This is a genomic window from Promicromonospora sp. NPDC060271, from assembly GCF_042726755.1.
GTDB lineage: Bacteria > Actinomycetota > Actinomycetes > Actinomycetales > Cellulomonadaceae > Promicromonospora.
Genome location: NZ_JBHXBG010000026.1, coordinates 1 through 17,961, shown reverse-complemented (window position 1 = coordinate 17,961; position 17,961 = coordinate 1). Strand labels below are relative to the sequence as shown.

Below are 17,961 nucleotides of genomic sequence, written 5' to 3'. Positions count from 1 at the left end.
CTACTTCACCGTTCACCGGACTTGATCGTTACCGACCTGATATCGCCCCGTAGCGGTACCGTCTCCGCGCATCAGAGACGGAAACAGGGCGGTAACACCCCGAAGCGGAATCAGATCCAGCCGTGCGAGCGCGCGACCGCGACGAAGGCACCCCGGGTGGCGAGGACCTGCTCGGCAGTGAGGGTCGGCACCCCCGCGAGGAGAACTTCGGTGACCTCCACGGCGAGCTCTCGCTCGGACGGCGCCTCGCCGTCGGCCCGGGAGGCGACGTCGGGCAGCGGCGGGAGGAACGCCGGGACGGGCGCGGCGTGCGCGACCGCCGGGACGGCGGACGTCGCGAGCGCCGGGGCGGGCGCGACCAGGGTGACGGTCGAGGCCTTCAGGCCCCGGTCACCGTCCTCCACCGCGAACTCCACCACTGCGCCGACCGCGAGGTGGCGCTTGTCGAACTCGAGATCGTTGACGTGGATGAACACGTCGTCGCCGCCCGTGTCCGGCGCAACGAACCCGTAGCCGCGAACCTCGTCGAACCTGATGACCTTGCCTTGAACCACGACACACACTCCGCCTCGTAAGAATCCCTGCACGTCCGAGTCTAGGACGCTTGTCCAACTCGGGCTGTCCAACGCGTGCCGTGTCGGTCAGGTTCCGGCGCGAGCGGGCGAATCGGGCGGTGAGCCCCGCACTCCCCCGCGACGACGCCGCCGGCCGGCGTTAGCGTGCCGACATGACGATCCGCACGCTGGAGACCTCGGAGGTGCTGCGACGCGCGGACGAGATCGCCGGCATCTTCCAGCGGGCGTTCGGCTACTCCGACGAACGCCGTGACCACTTCCGGGACACCCGGCTCGCGTACCTCCCGCTGTACGACGGGGCGCTGACCCTGGGGGCGTTCGAGGGCGCCGACCTCGTGGGGTTCGTGTACGGGTTCGACTACCAGCCCGAGCACTGGTGGCCGCAGCAGGTGGGCCCGGCGCTGGAGCGGGCCGGCCACGCGGCCTGGACCGAGGACGCGTTCGAGCTCAACGAGCTGGAGATCCTGCCGGAGCACCAGGGCCGAGGCCACGGCACGGCCCTGCTGACCGGGCTGCTCGACCGGCTCCCCCACCGGCACACCCTGCTGTCCACGACCGCCGACCCCGCCGACCGCGCCAAGGTGCTCTACGGCCGGCTCGGGTTCGTCGACCTGGTTCCCGGGTTCCGGTACGCGGGCGTCACCGAGCCGGCGAACATCATGGGCCGACGGCGGCCGGGGTGACGCTCAGCGCTCCCAGACGTACGGCGTCGTCGTCGAGACCTTGACGAAGCCGTAGCGCTCGAGGATCGGGCGCGAGTACTCGGTCGAGTCGCTGTGGATCAGGGTCTTGCCCAGTGCGAGGGCCGAGCGGGCGCGGGCCGCGGTCAGCGCGCGGTAGATGCCGCGTCCACGCCACTCGGGCCGGGTGCTGCCGCCCCAGATCCCCGCGAACTCGGTGTCCGCCACCGGCTCCAGGCGGCCCGCCGTGACGATCCGCCCCTCGGCCTCCGCGACCCACAGCTCCATGCCGTCGCCCAGCGCCTGCCTGCGCAGGATCGCGTTCGCCGTCTTGTCGGACACCGGGGCGCCGAACACCTCGTCCTGCATGGCGCACATCGCGCGGACGTCGGACTCCTCGGTGATCTGGCGCAGGGTGACGCCGTCGGGCAGCGGGACGTCCGCCGCGAGCGCGGCCGCCTCGCCGATCATGATCGACTCCGGGTCCTCCGGGACGAAGCCGTGCTCGACCAGCGCGTCGTGCAGGCCCGGGGCGTGGTCGTGGCCGCGGGTCTTCCACTCGACCTTCGTGATGCCGCCGTCGGCGCGGAAGTGGGCGATGGCGTCGGCGACGAGCTTGCGCACCTCGGGCTCGTCGGCCCCGCCGAGGTCGCGGTACGTGACGAAGCCACGTCCGCCGAGGAAGGTCACGAGACGGAGCGGTCCGAGAAGGGTCACCGAGATGGCGCTGGGCGTCTCGGCGTCGGTACGGAGCTGCTCGTCGTACGCCTGGAGCAGGCGGGAGGGGTCGGTCATGGGTACACCGTCCGTTGCCGGGCCGTGGCCCGGCAACGGATTATCCGGTTACTGCTCGGCCTGCACGCCGCCGCCGGTCACGGCCGGCACGCCGTTCTCCGGGGTGACCGGGGTGTCGTCCGGGTCCGCCTCGGCCGGTGACGCGGAGGTGGCGAGCTCGAACGGCTCGCCGTCGTGCTTCTCGACGCCGGTGTCGACGGTCTCGGCCAGCACCTGGACCGCCAGCTCCTGCTTGAGGACCAGCGGGTCGCGCGAGAGGTCCTTCCACAGGGCGACGCAGAGCACGAGCATCACCACGACGAACGGCAGCGCCGAGACGATGGTGATGTTCTTCAGCCCGTTCAGGGCGCTGGCCGGGTCGTTGCCGCCCGCAAGCAGCATCGCGGCGGCCACCGCACCGGTGCTCACCCCCCAGAACACCACTGACCTGCGGCTGGGGTGCTCGGCGCCGTTCTCGGACAGTCCGCCCATGATGATCGACGCGGAGTCGGCACCGGTGACGAAGAAGATGGCGACGAGCACCACCGCCAGGCCCATCAGGGCCAGCCCCACCCAGCCGGGCACCGGCAGGGCGCCGAGCGTCTGGAACAGGATGAGGTCGAAGTTGATGTCTGCCCCCGCCTCGCCGATGGCCGCGAGCGCCGAGCCGGCGTTCCCTGCCTGCTCGGCCCGCTCCTGGAGGCCGATGGCGCCGCCGCCGAAGATCGCGAACCACAGGGTGGAGACGATGGAGGGCACGAGCAGCACGCCGACGACGAACTGGCGCACGGTGCGGCCGCGCGAGATGCGCGCGATGAACGGGCCGACGAACGGTGTCCAGGACACCCACCAGGCCCAGTAGAAGATCGTCCAGGTGCCCATCCAGTCGGACAGGGACTGGTCGCCGGAGGCCGCGGTACGCGAGGCCATCTCGGGCAGGTTGCCGACGAACGCGCCGAGCGACGCGGGCAGCACGTTCAGGATGAAGAGCGTCGGGCCACCGATGAAGACGATGATCGCGAGCACCAGCGCGAGCCACATGTTGGCGTTGGACAGCCACTGGATGCCGCGCTCGATGCCGGAGACGGCCGAGACGACGAACAGCGCGGTCAGGATCGCGATGATGACCACGAGCCCGGCGGTGCCGACGGTGCCGAGGAAGCCGGAGTGCTGCAGCCCGCCGCCGATCTGCAGGGCGCCGAGGCCCAGGGAGCAGGCGGAGCCGAACAGCGTCGCGAGGATCGCGAGGATGTTGATGACCCGGCCGCCGATCCCGTTGACGGCCTTGTGCCCGAACAGCGACGTGAACATCGAGCTGAAGAGCTGGGCGCGGCCCAGGCGGTAGGTGCCGTAGGCCATGCCGAGGCCGACGATCGCGTACATGGCCCACGGGTACAGCGTCCAGTGGAACAGCGTGGTGCCCATGGCGGTGGCCGCGGCCTCCGGGGTGGAACCCTCGACGGTGCCGGGCGGCGGAGCCATGTAGAAGTACAGCGGCTCGCCGACGCCGTAGAACATGAGGCCGATGCCCATCCCGGTCGCGAACATCATCGCGATCCAGGAGGAGGTCTTGTACTGCGGCTTCTCGCCGTCCTGACCCAGGGTGATCTTGCCGAACCGGCCCCCCGCGACGACGAGCACGAAGATGGTGAAGACGGTGGCGGCGATCACGAACAGCCAGCCGAAGTTCCGCAGCACCCCGGCGAGGGCGGTGTCGGCCACCGTGCCCAGGCTCTCGGAGCTCGCGAAGCCCCAGACGATGAAGGCGACGGCGAGCAGGCCCGCGACGCCGAGGACGACCTTGTCGACGCCGACCCGCTGCTCGGCGGGGCCGCGCCCCGCCCGTTCGACGCGGCGAGCGGCGCGCTGGACCTGGCCCAGCAGGGACTTTGTGGATTCTGAGGTACTCATCACAGCGGCTCCCCTCCAGCCCGGGTCACCGGGCTGTCACACCGGGGCGCCAGAACTCCTTTACAGATGACGCGGCGGATACAGAGCGCTTCACGCTAGCACCACATCCAAATTTCACCCCCTCCGTGAGCGGGGCGGCAGGGGCGCACCCGGCACTCCCTCCTCCCAAGATCGCTCCGTAACCACGCGCCGGCCACCCGGGCGACGACGGGGAAGCTCCGACCTGGCGGCCGGGACGTGTAGGTTGTGCTGGACCGCGACACCGTCGAAGGAGGTGAGACCCATGAACGCAGTACCGATCTGGGCGCTCCCCCTTGCGGTGAGACCGGGCGACTGACATAGGCGTCGCCGGGAGTGCCCTCCGAGCTGGGCATCCCGAAGGGCAACACCTGTGCATTCCTCACTGATCTCCGGCGCCCACCCAGCGCCTCACACGTTCGACGTCGTCATCGCTGGGTGCGGGCCGACCGGCGCGCTGCTGGCCGCCGAGCTCCGGCTGCACGGCGTGCGCGTGCTCGTCCTGGAGAAGGAGACCGAGCCCGCGTCGTCCGTCCGCATCGTCGGTCTGCACATCCGCAGCCTCGAACAGCTCGCGATGCGCGGGCTGCTGGACCGGCTGCTCGAGCACGGACGACGGCGTCCGGCCGCCGGCTTCTTCGCCGCGATCGACAAGCCGGTGCCCGAGGACCTGGACAGCGCGCATGCCTTCCTCCTCGGCATCCAGCAGCCGACGATCGTCCGTCTGCTCGAGGAGCACGCGACCAGCCTGGGTGCGCAGGTCCGGCACGGCGCTGCGGTGGTAGGCCTCGTGCAGGACGACGACGGCGTGACCGTCGAGCTGTCCAGCGGCGAACGGCTTCGGGCACGCCACGTCGTCGGCTGTGACGGCGCGCGCAGCACCGTGCGCAAGCTGCTCGGCGTCGGCTTCCCCGGCGAACCCGCACGGACCGAGACCCTGATGGGCGAGCTGCAGGTCGAGGCGACGCCGGAGGAGATCGCCGCCAAGGTGGCCGAGATCAGCGCTACCACCAGGCAGTTCTGGCTCAGGCCCTTCGGGGAAGGGGCCTACCAGGTGGTCGTGCCCGCAGCGGGGGTCAGCCCGGACCGGACGGAGCCGCCCACCCTCGAGGACTTCAGGCAACGGCTGCGCGCCGTCGCCGGGACCGACTTCGGCGTGCACTCGCCACGCTGGCTGTCCCGGTTCGGGGACGCGACCCGGCTGGCCGAGCACTACCGGGTCGGTCGGGTTCTGCTGGCCGGCGACGCCGCGCACATCCATCCGCCCATCGGCGGGCAGGGGCTCAACCTCGGTCTCCAGGACGCGTTCAACCTCGGCTGGAAGCTGGCCGCACGGGTTCGCGGCTGGGCGCCCGAAGCCCTGCTGGACACCTACGAGGCGGAGCGCCGTCCGGTCGCCGAGGACGTGCTCGACAACACGCGTGCCCAGCTCGAGCTGCAGTCCACGGAACCGGGCCCGCGGGCGGTACGGAGGCTGCTCACCGAGCTGATGGACCTCGACGAGGTGAACCGACGGCTGATCGGGAAGATCACCGCGATCGACCTCCGGTACGACCTGGGTCCGGGGCCTGACCTGGTCGGCCGCCGTCAGCGCGATCTCGACGTGAAGCAGGGCCGCCTCTACGAGCTGCTGCGGAGCGGCCGCGGCCTGCTGCTCGACCGCACCGAGCGCCTGACCGTCGGCGGCTGGTCCGACCGGGTCGACCAGGTCACGGATCCGACCGCGGCCCTGGACGCCCCGTGCCTCCTGCTCCGACCCGACGGCTACGTCGCCTGGGCCGGTGACGACCAGCGGGACCTGGACGCCCACCTCGCGCGCTGGTTCGGTGCGTCGGCCGGCTGACGCAGCGGCCACCGAGCCGGCCCGGTTCCCCAGGAGTCCGTGCCTGCATCGCCTCCGTTGACGTGCGTCGACACCGCTCACTAGCCTCCGGAGGGCTGGTGATGCGCTCGCGCGAGCCGGCCACCTGGCCCCGGACAAAGGAGTTCCGCCATGCGTACAGAGATGACCCGCCGCACCCTGATCGTCTCCGGCGCGACCGTCGGTGCCTCGGCACTGCTGGGCCCACCGACCGCGAGCGCCGACGTGCGCACGGCCGGGAGCGGGCGCCACGAAGCGGTGGTGACACCGATCGCCGAGGTTCTCGACGGCGGCGAGCAGGTGACGGCGCTCGCCATCGCCTCTCCTGCCCTGCACCGCGCGGAGCGGTCGTCGCTCACCTCGTCGACATTCGCCGTGCACGTCACCGCCACCAACCCGCTCACCGGCGAGGTCGCATACGCGCAGGATCGTGTGGTCACCGCGGCGACGTGGACGCGTCGCGGTGAGATCACGCTGGAGCTCGAGCACGGGTGGGGGGTCGACGGCGGCGGCACCCTGCAGTACCTGGGTGAGCACGGCCGCAACGTCCTCCTGGATCTCGACTACACGGTCACGCAGGTCGAGGCGCTGCGGGGGCGGGGTCCGGGTGGTGCCGTCGTGCTCGGCTCGTTCCGGCAGGGCCGGGTGTCCGATCCGGAGGTCGACGCGTTCACCCACCATGCGACGGCGTCAGGCCTGAACTACCGGCTGTTCTCCCCTGCGCGTCGGAGCGGCCGGCGCGGTGCGGCGCTCGTCGTCTGGCTGCACGGCGCCGGCGAGGGCGGCCTGCTGACCGGCGGGTACGACTACTACGACAACGAGGCGCAGCTGCGGGCCAACCGCGGCGCGCTCGGCTTCGCCACACCGGAGGCGCAGGCGCTCTTCGGCGGTGCCTACGTGCTCGCGCCGCAGGCGACGTCGGCCTGGATGCTCGACGGCGACGGTTTCGCGCCGCTCGTCCTGGAGGCGATCGAGGAGGTCGCCCGGGCGCACCGGATCGACGCGAGCCGGATCCACGTCGTCGGCTGCTCCAACGGTGGGTACATGTCGCTGAAGATGGTCGCCGAGTTCCCCGAGACGTTCGCGACCTCCGTACCGATCTGCTGCGGCATCGGCGCTCGCGACGGCTCCGACACCTTCTTCATCTCGGACGACGAGCTCACGGCGATGACGACGCCGACGTGGCTCGTGCACTCGGCCGACGACACGACCCTGGACGCCCAGGCCAACACCGTCCATGCCCACGAGCGCATCGGCGGCTCGATCATGAGCCTGTACGAGAACGTCACCTGGGACGGGATCACCTACCCCGGGCACTGGTCCTGGATCTATGTCGCGCGCAACGATCCGCACCACGACGGCGTCAGCGTCTGGGAGTGGATGGCGGCCACGAAGCGCTGAGCAGCGGCCCAGGGACCGGCACTCAGGGACCGGCGGGCGCGTCCTGGCTGAACGTGTTCCACCAGCGGCCGTCACGTTCGACCCACAGCGAGCTGATGTACATCGTCTCGGTCTCGTCCCGGCCGGAGGGCTGGTGGTCGGCGCGATAGCACAGCAGCACCGAGCTCTCGGAGACCTCGATCAGCCGCGCGTCCACGATGGAGTACGACGTGGTGATCGGGCCGTCCGAGAGCTGTTCGACGTGCTCTTCCCTGGTCGCGAACCCGGAGGGGTACACGCCGAGGAAGTCCGCGGACAGCAGCTCGCGCTGCGCGTGCTGGTCACCGCTGACCTGTGTGTCCCAGACCGCTGACTCGAGGTCGACGAAGAACTGCGTGGTGTGCGCCGGCATCGGGCCATCCTCACATCTCTCCCGGGCCGGGGCCCACCTCAGCTCTCCTGCGGGACCATCTCGACGACCAGCAGATCACCGCTGTCCGCGCCGTCCACCGCCTCGACGCGGAACACCGTCTCGCCCGGGGCGCCCGCGTCGCGTACGGCCTGCGTGAGGTCGTACTCGTGCTCGGCCAGTCCCTCGCCGTCGGCCGGCGCCGTCAGCGTCCGTGACGGGTCAACCTCGAGACCGTTGAGGAGGATCCGGCGCCGGGTCGCGGCGCGGTCGACGAAACGCGTCCGCACCGAGGCCGCGCCGTCCGGGCAGCGGAGGCGGTACTCGAACCACCCTGTCGTGCTGCGCCAGTGCAGCCCGTCCGCCCCGCCCGCCCGGGTCCACTCCCCCACGAACCCGTGGTCCACCTCGGGCTGCTGCTCGCCGGCCGTCACCCTGTCGAAGACGGCGGCCGTGTGTCGGCGGCGTCGAGGGTCCGGAGCGCGGCCAGGGCACGGTGCGGGTCGGCGTCGGCCGCGAAGTAGATGCTGTAGCGCTCGTCGTGGATGCCCGCGAAGGGTTCGAGCCGCACGACGGCGGGCACGAGCTCGCCGGACCGTTCGCGAAGCACCGCGAGCTCGAAGGTCAGGGTGCCCTCGTCGACGGCTGATCCGGCAGACACGGCTGACACGGCTGCCTCCGGCGGGTGGGCGGCCACGATGCCGCTGTGCCGCATCGGAACCTTGCGGCCGTGGGCCACGTGCGCCATGCGGTCGGGCCCCGCGACGAGCCCGTCGAGGTCCGCGTCGCCGTCGCGTGATGCAAGCACGACGGGGCCGTAGCGGAAGGCGACCCAGCCGGATCCGTCGGGCAGTGGCTCCGCGACGAGCCGGGGTGCGAGGCGGATCGTGACCGCCGTCGTCCCGCTCCAGGTCCGCGCGATCACCGCATAACCGTCGACGACGACGGCGTCGACCGGCTCGCCGTCGAGGCTCAGGCCCACGAGCTCCGCCCAGGACGGCACGCGGAGGCGCAGCGTGCGCGCCCGGGGCGTCTCCGCGGTGACCACGATCCTGGCCTGGTCGCTGAAGGGCAGCTCGGTCGACAGCTCGACCCGCAGGCCCTCCTCCGACCAGTCGAGGACCGACGGCGTGTAGAGCTCGACGCGGAGGTCGGGCCCGTCGTGGGTGTAGATCAGCTCGTTGTACCGCGTGTGACCTTCGAGACCCGAGCCGACACAGCACCACATGGACAGGTGCGGCCGCGAGTACACCCGGTAGTGGGCCGGACGCATCGGCGTGAAGTAGACAAAGCCGCCGCGCCCGGGGTGGACGGACGAGACCACATGGTTGAAGAGCGCCCGCTCGGCGAACTCCACCGTGGCGCCGCCGTGCCCGCGGTCGAGCCGCAGGCGCGCCAGCTCGAGCATGTTGTGGGTGTTGCAGGTCTCCGGCCCCTCGCGGTCCGTCAGCACCTCGGTGAAGTCCGACGACGGGTGGAAGTGCTCGCGCACGCTGTTCCCGCCGATCGCGAGCGTGCGGCGCTCGACCACCGAGGACCAGAAGGCGTCGGCCGCCGCGGCGAACCGCTGGGCGGCGGGGTCGCCGTCCGGGTCGCTGTGCGGGTTGCTGTGCCGCGCCAGGTCGGCCAGGCGCTGGTAGCCGAGCACCTTGGGGATCTGGGTGTTGGCGTGGAGCCCGTCCAGCGGGTCGTCCCCGTCGGCCAGCGGATCCAGCAGCTTGCGGTGCGCCAGCCGCCGCCCCTCGGCGACGAGGTCTTCCCGGCCGGTGAGCGTGCCCAGCTCCACGAGCGCCTCGTTGAGCCCGCCGAACTCCGCGGTGAGGATCTGCTCGACCTGCTCGTCGGTGAGGGATTTTGTGACCGACAACCACCAGTCGGCCCAGCGCGTCGCCATGGTCAGCGCGCGCTCGGACCGCCCGTGGGTCGCCGCGTCGATGAGGCCCGCGAGCGTCTTGTGCAGGTTGTAGACCGGGACCCACCGGCCGTTGAGGCCGAACAGGTCGGCGTCGATGTGGCCGCCGGCAAGCTCCTCGCCCAGGGCCGGCCCGTCCGGCACCCCGCCGACGTAGCCGGTGCCCACCGCGTCCTGGCAGCGCTCCAGCACGTCGAGCAGGTGCTCCATCCGGTCGTGCAGCACGTCCAGGCCGGTCACCGCCCACAGCTTCGCGTGCGCGGACAGGGCGTGACCGCCGATGTGGCCGTCGAGTCCTCCGCTCTCCCAGTCGCCGTACGGCTCGGCCCGGCTGTCGAGTCCCGCCGCGACGAGGAACGGGGCGAGAAGCCGGTCCAGGTCGAGGTCGAGCACCGCCTCCAGCGCCCGCTGCTGGGCGGTCGCGAACGGTCCGGGACCGAGCCGGACGGCTCCCAGCGGGAAGGTCCGGCCGGCGCTAGCGGGCCGTGCGGCACTCATGGTCAACGTGGCTCCTTCGAGGATCGCGCGGCTCCATCGCCGTGCTGGGGGCGCAGGTTCGCTGAAGTTACCTCAACCGGTCCGCTCGTGGATCCAGGCGAGGTGCTCCCGCAGCTCCGGTGGCCCGTGCACCACGAAGCGGCAGTCCAGCGCGAGCAACCGCCTCGCCAGCCACTCGACGGTGTCGGCCGAGCTCCGCCACCGGGTGTCGTCGCCCTCTGGTGCGATCTCGCCGTCGCCGAGATGATCACGCAACCGTGCCCGGGCTGTGTCGAACGACAGCCGCAGGGTCACGTCCGCGCGGAACGTCGGCGCCATCGCGCGCTCGGCCCGCTCAAGATGGGCGAGCACGTCTTCGTCCGGCATGAGGACCCGGGCTCTCGCGCCGGTGGCACGGGGCGCCGAGATCCGATCCGCCCGGAAGTGGCGCCAGTCGCCGCGGTCCAGGTCGAAGGCGACGAGATACCACCGCTCACGCACGACGACCAGGCGCTGGGGTTCGACGTGCCGGTCGCTGACCACGCCGCCGCGGTCCTCGTACGCCATGCGCACGCGTTCCCGGTTCGCGGTGGCCGCGGCGAGCACCGTGAGGATGTCGGGATCCACCGACGTCTCAGGCCCTGGCCTGCGGGTCAGTGCGGCAGCACCCAGCGTGCGCACCCGGTGCCGCAGCCGGGACGGAAGGGACTGGCTCAGTTTGGTGAGCGCCCGGAGGCCGGCGTCCTCCAGCTCCGGCAGCCCCTGGACGGCGATCGTCCGCAGACCGAGCGCGACGGCGATGGCCTCGTCGTCCTCGAGGAGCAGCGGCGGCATCGAGGTCCCTGCCACCAGGCGGTAGCCCCCGTGGGCACCGAGGTCGGCGTCGATGGGGTAGCCCATCTCCCGCAACCTGTCGATGTCCCGGCGCACGGTGCGGTGCGTGACGTCCAACCGCTCGGCGAGCTCGCTGCCCGACCAGGTGTGGGAGGTCTGCAACAGCGAGAGCAAGGTCAGCAAGCGCGAGGTGGGTCCGGCCATCTTCAAATTCTCTCTCGATCTAGGACAAGAAGCGTCCTACTTCGCTCCTAGCGTTGCCGACATCAGCAAGACAAGAACCCGAGAGGAACCGAACATGTCTCAGCAGCAGAGCTCCACCCCGGCCGGCTACACGAGCGTCGCACCCTGGGTCGTCACCGACGACACCGGAGCCTTCCTCGACTTCGTCACCCACGTCCTCGACGGTGAGGAGCTCGCCCGCGTGGCGACCGAGGGCGGCGCGATCGGCCACGGCGAGATCAGGATCGGCGACACCGTCGTGCTGGCCTTCGACCGCGCCCCGGAGTGGCCCGTGATGCCCAGCCTCCTGCGGGTGTGGGTGCCGGATGCGGACGCCGTCTTCGAGAAGGCGGTCGCTGCGGGCGCGAAGGTCGTGACCGCACTCGCTGACAGCGCCTTCGGTCAGCGCGGCGGACGGATCAGGGACCCGTTCGGCAACATCTGGTGGGTCGTGACCCAGGTCGAGGACGTTCCGGAGGACGTGATGTGGGCGCGGCTGCAGGAGCCGGTGTACGCCGAGCAGATGCGGGTGGCGCAGGAGACGTTCGACGCCGAGATGACCGGGCGGGCTCAGGGGCGGAGCAGCGCGCCGGTGCGGTGAGCGTCCGTGCCCGCGTCTGCGCGGGACCGGTCCGCGCGGCTGACCATGCCTTCGGGTTGGTCGCGCGGACCAGCAGTTCGAGGAAGAAGGGTCTCGTCCGGACGCTTCTTTCCGGCGCCGATCAGACGTTGAAGCGGAACTCCACCACGTCGCCGTCCTGCATGACGTAGTCCTTGCCCTCGATGCGGGCCTTGCCCGCAGCCTTCACCGCGGCGGACGAGCCGGCCTCGACCAGGTCCTCGAACGAGGTGACCTCGGCCTTGATGAAGCCGCGCTCGAAGTCCGTGTGGATCACGCCGGCAGCCTGCGGAGCGGTCCAGCCCTTGTGGATGGTCCAGGCCCGCGCCTCCTTTGGGCCCGCCGTGAGGTAGGTCTGCAGGCCGAGGGTCTCGAAGCCGACCTTCGCGAGCTGGTCCAGGCCGGACTCGGCCTGGCCGGTCTCGGCGAGCATCTCGGCGGCCTCCTCGGGCTCGAGCTCGACGAGCTCGGACTCGAACTTCGCGTCCAGGAAGATCGCCTGGGCCGGCGCGACGACCTTGCGCAGCGCCTCCTGGGATGCGGTGTCCGCCAGCCCGGCGTCGTCGGTGTTGAAGACGTAGATGAACGGCTTGGCCGTCATCAGCTGGAGGCTAGCGATCTCGGCCAGGTCGAGACCGGCGTCAGCGGCGCCCTGATAGAGCGTCACGCCCTGGTTCAGGACCTCCTCCGCCTTCTTGGCAGCCGCGTACAGGACGGGGTCGCCGCGCTTGATCTTGACCTCCTTCTCCATCCTCGGCAGGGCCTTCTCGAGGGTCTGGAGGTCGGCGAGGATCAGCTCGGTGGAGATGGTCTCGATGTCGCCGGGGGCGTCCATCGAGCCGTCCACGCGCACCACGTCCGGGTCGTCGAACGCACGGGTGACCTGGCAGATCGCGTCGGCCTCGCGGATGTTGGCGAGGAACTTGTTGCCCAGGCCCTCACCCTCGGACGCACCCTTGACGATGCCCGCGATGTCCACGAACGACACCGTGGCCGGCAGGATCTTCTGGCTCCCGAAGATCTCAGCGAGCTTGTTGAGCCGCTCGTCGGGCAGCGAGACCACGCCGACGTTGGGCTCGATCGTCGCGAACGGGTAGTTCGCGGCGAGCACCTGGTTGCGGGTCAGAGCATTGAAGAGGGTGGACTTGCCGACGTTGGGCAGGCCGACGATGCCGATAGTAAGAGCCACGTCGCGAAATTCTACGTGCCGAGCGCCAATCGCCGACAGCCGCGTCGTCGCGCGCCTCGTCGAACCCGTCTACCGGGCGTCGCGTCTGCGTTCCAGCTCGTCGAGATCGCGCGCCGCGAACCGGTGATGCTCCCAGGCTTCGTTGGCGACCACCCCGAGGCAGCGCCACACCGGAAGGCTTCGCGTGTCCGGTTCCCACGGCGGCAGCCGGCGCGCCGGTGCCTCGAAGTCCTCCTGCGTGAGGGAGTCGTACTGCGCGCGCACCTGGGCCATGCGATCGGCGTAGGCCTCCTGCACCTCCCGGAACGACGGGGTGGCGGTGATGTCGACGCCGAGCGCACCCGCTTCGTCGTCGTACTCGGAGAACGGCAGGCCTATCGGGCTGAACGCGCCGTCGAGGCCCTGGATCCCGTGTCGCACCCAGCCGTCGACGGCGAACACCAGGTGCCGCAGCGTCTGGGCGACCGACCACTCCCCGTCGACCTGCTGGTCCGCCGTCCCTGCGGGCATGGCCGCCACCCGGTCGAGCGTCGCCGACCAGGTCCGCAGCGCTGCTTCGAACGACTCGCGCTGCTCCGCGAGGTCCTGGGACCGAGCCAGCTCTCGCCCGGGATACCGGCGGTTCAGCTCGGCCTCGATCAACGGCAGCACCTCGACGCCGTTGATCTTGAGGTCGCGGATCTGCCCGTCGATGTCCGCGCCGGTCAGATCGACTCCGCGCATCACGACACGGGGCAGGTACGACTGATCGAACGCCGCCCCTTCCAGGTCGGCGAAACGGAACCGGGCGTCAGTCAGGTTCGCCGCGACGAACTCGGCGTGCCGCAGGTCGTCGTCGGCCGTGAATCGCGTCATCACCCCAGGCTGGGTCGCACCACTGACATGGCCGCTGACCTGGGGGGAAGCCACTTCGAGGTCAGGGGAAGGACTGCACCTGCTGGAGCAGCTCTGGCAGGCGCCGGTCGTACACACGGGCGCCGAACCGCACGGCCAGCACCAGGATCAGCGCGCCGTACACGACGCCGACGACGATCGTGGCGACGCCCCACAGCACGCCACCCAGCACCAGGGCGGCGATGCCCACCGCGAAGACCGGCAGGGACAGCGCCGCGGTGACGGCGAACCCGATGCCCTGCGACACCAGCGTGGCCATCGCCGCCCCCTGCGGCGACTTCAGCGGGCTCTCGCCCGGCTTCGCGACCGGGTAGACGAGCCGTGCCGAGACCGCGCAGGACACGGCGGTACTGACCAGCAGCGCACCGACCGCCAGCCCCAGCAGGGGCAGGACGAGGTGCCAGGAGTCGGCGACCCAGACCGAGGCCACCACCGTCGCCGCGGCGACCAGAGGGCCGGCGACCAGCATCGGGATCGCGCGGCCCCACCGGTCGGCGCGCCCGTCGACACCCGACGAGACGTGCAGGGCGAACGCCGTGTTGTCGTAGCCGATGTCGTTGGAGATGCTGAAGCCGAGCATCCAGCCGACGAACGGCCCGGTCGCCAGGAGCAGGAAGAAGCTGCCGGTGCTCTGGGACGTGAAGTACATGATGACCGGCAGCAACGGGATGACGGCGATGGACCCCGAGTAGCGCGGGTCCCGCAGCCAGTACGTGGCGGTCCGGGCGGTGATCGCCCAGGTGGGTGAGAACGGCACGCGGCCGAACATCCCGAGACCCTTGGCCTTGCTACCGCTGCCGTCGCCGACGGGCGGGCGCACCAGGGCGCGGCCGAGGGCCCGGTCCCAGACCAGCCACGCCAGCCCGACGGTGCCGAGCGCGACCGCGAGGCGTCCCGCAAGGCCCGCCCAGTCGCCGTCGTACGCGGTGCTGCCGAGCGACCACGCCGCACCGAACGGCGTCCAGCCCACGACGGCGGCCGCCTGCTCGAACAGCGGGAGGAGCTGCCTGCCGGTGCTGCTGTCGGAGCCCGGCTCGACAGTGACCTCCACACCGTTGGCGAGCCAGCCGACGAGCGGACCGATCGTCATGAAGAGCACCAGCGCCAGGATCGTCACGACCTCGCGGTAGCGGCGCGACTCCAGGACGGGCGCGAGCAGCGTGGTGATCGCCCGCGAGCCGAGGACGCACGCGGCGACGCCGAGCACCGCGCCGACGAGCGAGACGAGCAGCACTCCCGGCTGCAGCAGCCACGCGAAGGAGACCCCCAGCGCGAGCAGCACCGTCGCGATACCGGGTACCGAGACCAGGCCCGCCACCGCCAGCCCCGCCAGAAGCGTGCGCCGGGGGATCGCGTACGTCGTGAACCGGTGCGGGTCCAGCGTTGCGTCCACGCCGAAGGCGAAGATCGGGATGACCCACCAGCCCAGCACGGCCAGGGCCCCGCCGAGGGTGATCGCGAGACCGGCCCAGGCCGGGTCGCCGAGGAACCCGAGACTGACCACCGCGCCGATCAGGACGGTGACGGCGCCGAGGGCGTAGAGAGCCGCGACGATCATGCCGATGGTCTGCCACACGCTCCTGCGGAACGTGTTGCCCATCAGCGTCAGCTTGAGGCTCAGGAACCGCGCAACCATGAGAGCCCCTCCGAGTGCTGACGGCCACCGACGAGGTCCACGAACCGGTCTTCCAGGCTCTGCTCGCCGCGCACCTCGTCCACCGTGCCCGCCGCGAGGACGTGCCCCGCCGCCATCACCGCTACGTGGTCACACATACGCTGCACCAGGTCCATGACATGGCTGGAGACGATGACGGTGCCGCCGCCCGCCACGTAGCTCTTGAGGATGTCGCGGATGTTCGCGGCGCTCACCGGGTCGACGGCCTCGAACGGCTCGTCCAGGACCAGGGTGCGCGGCGCGTGGATCATGGCGCTGCCCAGCGCGATCTTCTTGGTCATACCGGCGGAGTAGTCGACAACGAACGTGTCCGCGTCCGCGACCAGGTCGAACGCCTTCAGGAGGTCGTTCGTCCGGTCCACCACGGTGTCCTTGTCCATACCGCGCAGCATCCCGGCGTACGTGAGCAGCTGGCGGCCGGTCAGCCGGTCGAACAGACGCACGCCGTCGGGCAGCACGCCGAGGGTCGCCTTGGCCTCGTCGGGCCGCGCCCACAGGTCCACACCGTGCACCCAGGCACCGCCGAAGTCAGGTCGCAGCAGCCCGGTAGCCATCGAGAGCATGGTCGTCTTGCCCGCCCCGTTCGGGCCGACCAGACCGTAGAACGAGCCCGCCGGCACGTCCAGGTCGACGCCGGAGACCGCGATCTTCTGCCCGAACCGCTTCCAGAGCCCGCGCACGCTGAGCGCCGCCGACGGGTCGTGCGGGGGCGGCTCCTGGGTACCTGGGGTCCCGGAGCTGCCTGGAGGGCTCGGTTCGGCTGGGGTCGTCATGGCACACAAGGTAGCCGTGCCGTCCGACACGACGGATCCGACGCGAGGATGAGTGCCGGGTGAAGGGGTCCGTCGCCGGGCGGAGGACCCGCCCGTCCGGCCATACCGGACCCAGATCGGATGCAGGACGGCCGCATACCGGACGATTTCGACCACCCGGGGTGTCACCGCGCCGGAGTGTCAGTGACACGTGGCAGCCTGTCGCCCATGGACATCGTCGCAACGATTCTGCTGGCCCTCGGCGCCCTCGTCGTCGGCGTGCTGCTGGGGTGGCTCGGCCACGCGCAGCGTGTTGCGCCCGCGCAGCGCGACGCGGACCTGGAGGTCGCACGCCTGCGTGCCCAGGCAGAGTCGGCCGACCAGCGGATCGCCGACGCACAGCACCGCGCGGACGAGCAGATCGACGCGGCACGCGAGCGCGCCGCCGAGCAGATCGCCGCCGCCCGCGCCGAGCAGGAGCACGCCCGCCGCCAGTTCCAGGCGCTCGCGGGTGACGCGCTGGATGCCAACAGCAAGCGTTTCCTCGAGCTCGCGGAGGAGCGGCTCAAGCGGTCCACGTCGGACGGCGAGCAGGCGCTCGCCAAGCGCGAGGAGGCCGTGAAGTCTCTGGTGGACCCGCTGACCAAGGCCGTTGAGCTGGTGCGCACCGAGGTGCTCCAGGCGGAGAAGGCCCGGATCGAGGGCCAGGGCGCGCTGGTGGAGCAGATGCGCAACGTCGCCGAGGTCTCGGCCGACCTGCGCAACGGCACGGCGGACCTGGTCACGGCGCTGCGCTCGTCGCAGACGCGCGGCGCGTGGGGCGAGCTGCAACTGCGCAAGGTCGTCGAGTCGGCCGGCATGATCAACCGGGTCGACTTCACCGAGCAGGCGCAGGTCACCACGGAGGACGGCGAGGTGCAGCGCCCCGACATGGTCATCAACCTCGCCGGCGGCAAGCGCGTGGTCGTGGACTCCAAGGTCGCGTTCCTGGGCTTCCTGGAGGCCCAGCAGTCCGACGACGCCGCCTACCGCGAGCAGCGACTCGACGCGCATGTTCGCCACATGCGCAAGCACGTGGACGACCTGGCCGGCAAGAAGTACTGGAACCAGTTCGAGCCCGCGCCCGAGTTCGTCGTGATGTTCGTGCCAGCGGAGGCGTTCCTGTCGGCGGCCCTGGAACGCGCGCCGGAGCTGCTGGAGTACGCGGCGCAGAGGAACGTCATCGTCGCGACGCCCACCACGATGCTCGCCCTGCTGCGGACCGTCGCGTACGCGTGGCGCCAGGAGTCGCTGGCGGAGAACGCGCAGAAGGTGCTCACGGTCGGCAAGGAGCTGTACGCGCGGCTGGTCACCATGACGCAGCACGTCACGAAGATGGGACGCTCCCTCGAGTCGGCCACCAAGGACTACAACAGGCTCATCGGGTCGCTGGAGCGCAACGTCCTCACGTCGGCCCGCCGAATGGTCGAGCTCGACGTGATCGACGAGAAGGACCTCATCGCGGAGCCGAGGGGCATCGAGGAGGTCCCGCGGCCCATCACCAAGGCCGAGCTGCTGGCCGCCGAGGAGGGCGGCGTCGTCGCGATCGACCGAGCCCAGGACGCCGACACCATCCTGGTGCAGGCGCTGGAGGTCACCGAGCTGGCCGTGACCGACAAGCGCGCCCTGGAAGCGGTCGAGGACGCGGCGGCCAAGACGAACGCGCAGAAGGACAGCGCGGCGGGCTGACACCCGCTGGCCACTGAGGCACAGTGATCGGCAAAAGGTCAGGTGATCGGC

The 17,961-nt window shown here is 71.0% G+C and carries 16 protein-coding genes; 5 read left to right on the top strand and 11 right to left on the bottom strand.

Going from position 1 to position 17,961, the window contains the following annotated elements; translation table 11 throughout:
- Window positions 1-110 precede the first annotated feature (110 nt).
- Window positions 111-554, bottom strand: a complete 444-nt coding sequence (locus tag ACFWE2_RS06550) for a cold-shock protein (RefSeq protein ID WP_377223404.1) — start codon at window positions 552-554, stop codon at window positions 111-113.
- 173 nt (window positions 555-727) lie between these two features.
- On the opposite strand from ACFWE2_RS06550, the gene ACFWE2_RS06545 reads away from it, so the two are divergent.
- The gene (locus ACFWE2_RS06545) at window positions 728-1,258 is read left to right on the top strand and encodes a GNAT family N-acetyltransferase (RefSeq protein ID WP_377223403.1); all 531 of its coding nucleotides are present in this window, start codon (window positions 728-730) and stop codon (window positions 1,256-1,258) included.
- 3 nt (window positions 1,259-1,261) lie between these two features.
- Here the strand turns inward: ACFWE2_RS06545 and ACFWE2_RS06540 are convergent, their stop codons facing one another.
- Window positions 1,262-2,050: a GNAT family N-acetyltransferase gene (locus tag ACFWE2_RS06540; protein ID WP_377223402.1), complete on the bottom strand. Its 789-nt coding sequence runs from the start codon at window positions 2,048-2,050 to the stop codon at window positions 1,262-1,264.
- A gap of 48 nt (window positions 2,051-2,098) precedes the next feature.
- Complete coding sequence (locus ACFWE2_RS06535) at window positions 2,099-3,940, bottom strand: BCCT family transporter (RefSeq protein WP_377223401.1); 1,842 nt, start codon at window positions 3,938-3,940, stop codon at window positions 2,099-2,101.
- A 391-nt stretch (window positions 3,941-4,331) separates the two neighbouring features.
- Between ACFWE2_RS06535 and ACFWE2_RS06530 the strand changes: the two genes are divergently transcribed.
- Together ACFWE2_RS06530 and ACFWE2_RS06525 are read left to right on the top strand one after the other, a co-directional pair.
- Entirely contained in the window at window positions 4,332-5,801 is a 1,470-nt protein-coding gene (locus ACFWE2_RS06530; protein WP_377223400.1) for an FAD-dependent monooxygenase, read from the top strand.
- Window positions 5,802-5,951: 150 nt separating this feature from the next.
- Window positions 5,952-7,220: a prolyl oligopeptidase family serine peptidase gene (locus ACFWE2_RS06525; RefSeq protein WP_377223399.1), complete on the top strand. Its 1,269-nt coding sequence runs from the start codon at window positions 5,952-5,954 to the stop codon at window positions 7,218-7,220.
- Window positions 7,221-7,242: 22 nt separating this feature from the next.
- Here the strand turns inward: ACFWE2_RS06525 and ACFWE2_RS06520 are convergent, their stop codons facing one another.
- From ACFWE2_RS06520 to ACFWE2_RS06505, 4 genes are all read right to left on the bottom strand, one after another.
- A complete protein-coding gene (locus ACFWE2_RS06520; protein ID WP_377223398.1) occupies window positions 7,243-7,611 on the bottom strand; it encodes a DUF4440 domain-containing protein in 369 nt (122 codons plus the stop codon).
- Window positions 7,612-7,649: 38 nt separating this feature from the next.
- Complete coding sequence (locus ACFWE2_RS06515; RefSeq protein WP_377223397.1) at window positions 7,650-8,042, bottom strand: DUF6805 domain-containing protein; 393 nt, start codon at window positions 8,040-8,042, stop codon at window positions 7,650-7,652.
- A complete protein-coding gene (locus ACFWE2_RS06510; RefSeq protein WP_377223396.1) occupies window positions 8,039-10,018 on the bottom strand; it encodes a beta-L-arabinofuranosidase domain-containing protein in 1,980 nt (659 codons plus the stop codon). Before ACFWE2_RS06510 ends, ACFWE2_RS06515 begins: the two co-directional genes overlap by 4 nt.
- A gap of 72 nt (window positions 10,019-10,090) precedes the next feature.
- Window positions 10,091-11,035 (bottom strand): helix-turn-helix transcriptional regulator, encoded by a 945-nt coding sequence (locus ACFWE2_RS06505; protein WP_377223395.1) that lies wholly within the window; start codon window positions 11,033-11,035, stop codon window positions 10,091-10,093.
- A gap of 94 nt (window positions 11,036-11,129) precedes the next feature.
- Here ACFWE2_RS06505 and ACFWE2_RS06500 point away from each other — a divergent pair, with 94 nt between their 5' ends.
- Window positions 11,130-11,654, top strand: a complete 525-nt coding sequence (locus tag ACFWE2_RS06500) for a VOC family protein (protein ID WP_377223394.1) — start codon at window positions 11,130-11,132, stop codon at window positions 11,652-11,654.
- A gap of 121 nt (window positions 11,655-11,775) precedes the next feature.
- Here the strand turns inward: ACFWE2_RS06500 and ychF are convergent, their stop codons facing one another.
- The 4 genes from ychF to ACFWE2_RS06480 form a co-directional block, all read right to left on the bottom strand.
- Window positions 11,776-12,861, bottom strand: a complete 1,086-nt coding sequence (gene ychF / locus ACFWE2_RS06495; protein WP_377223393.1) for a redox-regulated ATPase YchF — start codon at window positions 12,859-12,861, stop codon at window positions 11,776-11,778.
- A 69-nt stretch (window positions 12,862-12,930) separates the two neighbouring features.
- Window positions 12,931-13,716, bottom strand: coding sequence for a DinB family protein (locus ACFWE2_RS06490; RefSeq protein WP_377223392.1), 786 nt, complete (start codon window positions 13,714-13,716; stop codon window positions 12,931-12,933).
- 61 nt (window positions 13,717-13,777) lie between these two features.
- Window positions 13,778-15,391, bottom strand: coding sequence for a hypothetical protein (locus tag ACFWE2_RS06485; RefSeq protein WP_377223391.1), 1,614 nt, complete (start codon window positions 15,389-15,391; stop codon window positions 13,778-13,780).
- Window positions 15,373-16,203, bottom strand: coding sequence for an ABC transporter ATP-binding protein (locus ACFWE2_RS06480; RefSeq protein WP_377223390.1), 831 nt, complete (start codon window positions 16,201-16,203; stop codon window positions 15,373-15,375). Before ACFWE2_RS06480 ends, ACFWE2_RS06485 begins: the two co-directional genes overlap by 19 nt.
- Window positions 16,204-16,410: 207 nt before the next feature.
- Here ACFWE2_RS06480 and ACFWE2_RS06475 point away from each other — a divergent pair, with 207 nt between their 5' ends.
- Window positions 16,411-17,910, top strand: a complete 1,500-nt coding sequence (locus ACFWE2_RS06475) for a DNA recombination protein RmuC (protein ID WP_377223389.1) — start codon at window positions 16,411-16,413, stop codon at window positions 17,908-17,910.
- The last annotated feature ends 51 nt before the right edge of the window (window positions 17,911-17,961 follow it).

What these genes read in the sequence shown, in the direction of transcription:
- ACFWE2_RS06545 (WP_377223403.1), top strand. Translation starts at nt 728, where the DNA reads ATGACGATCCGCACGCTGGAGACCTCGGAGGTGCTGCGACGCGCGGAC.
- ACFWE2_RS06540 (WP_377223402.1), bottom strand. Translation starts at nt 2,050, where the DNA reads ATGACCGACCCCTCCCGCCTGCTCCAGGCGTACGACGAGCAGCTCCGT.
- ACFWE2_RS06535 (WP_377223401.1), bottom strand. Translation starts at nt 3,940, where the DNA reads ATGAGTACCTCAGAATCCACAAAGTCCCTGCTGGGCCAGGTCCAGCGC.
- ACFWE2_RS06525 (WP_377223399.1), top strand. Translation starts at nt 5,952, where the DNA reads ATGCGTACAGAGATGACCCGCCGCACCCTGATCGTCTCCGGCGCGACC.
- ACFWE2_RS06520 (WP_377223398.1), bottom strand. Translation starts at nt 7,611, where the DNA reads ATGCCGGCGCACACCACGCAGTTCTTCGTCGACCTCGAGTCAGCGGTC.
- ACFWE2_RS06510 (WP_377223396.1), bottom strand. Translation starts at nt 10,018, where the DNA reads ATGAGTGCCGCACGGCCCGCTAGCGCCGGCCGGACCTTCCCGCTGGGA.
- ACFWE2_RS06505 (WP_377223395.1), bottom strand. Translation starts at nt 11,035, where the DNA reads ATGGCCGGACCCACCTCGCGCTTGCTGACCTTGCTCTCGCTGTTGCAG.
- ACFWE2_RS06500 (WP_377223394.1), top strand. Translation starts at nt 11,130, where the DNA reads ATGTCTCAGCAGCAGAGCTCCACCCCGGCCGGCTACACGAGCGTCGCA.
- ACFWE2_RS06490 (WP_377223392.1), bottom strand. Translation starts at nt 13,716, where the DNA reads ATGACGCGATTCACGGCCGACGACGACCTGCGGCACGCCGAGTTCGTC.
- ACFWE2_RS06485 (WP_377223391.1), bottom strand. Translation starts at nt 15,391, where the DNA reads ATGGTTGCGCGGTTCCTGAGCCTCAAGCTGACGCTGATGGGCAACACG.
- ACFWE2_RS06480 (WP_377223390.1), bottom strand. Translation starts at nt 16,203, where the DNA reads ATGACGACCCCAGCCGAACCGAGCCCTCCAGGCAGCTCCGGGACCCCA.
- ACFWE2_RS06475 (WP_377223389.1), top strand. Translation starts at nt 16,411, where the DNA reads ATGGACATCGTCGCAACGATTCTGCTGGCCCTCGGCGCCCTCGTCGTC.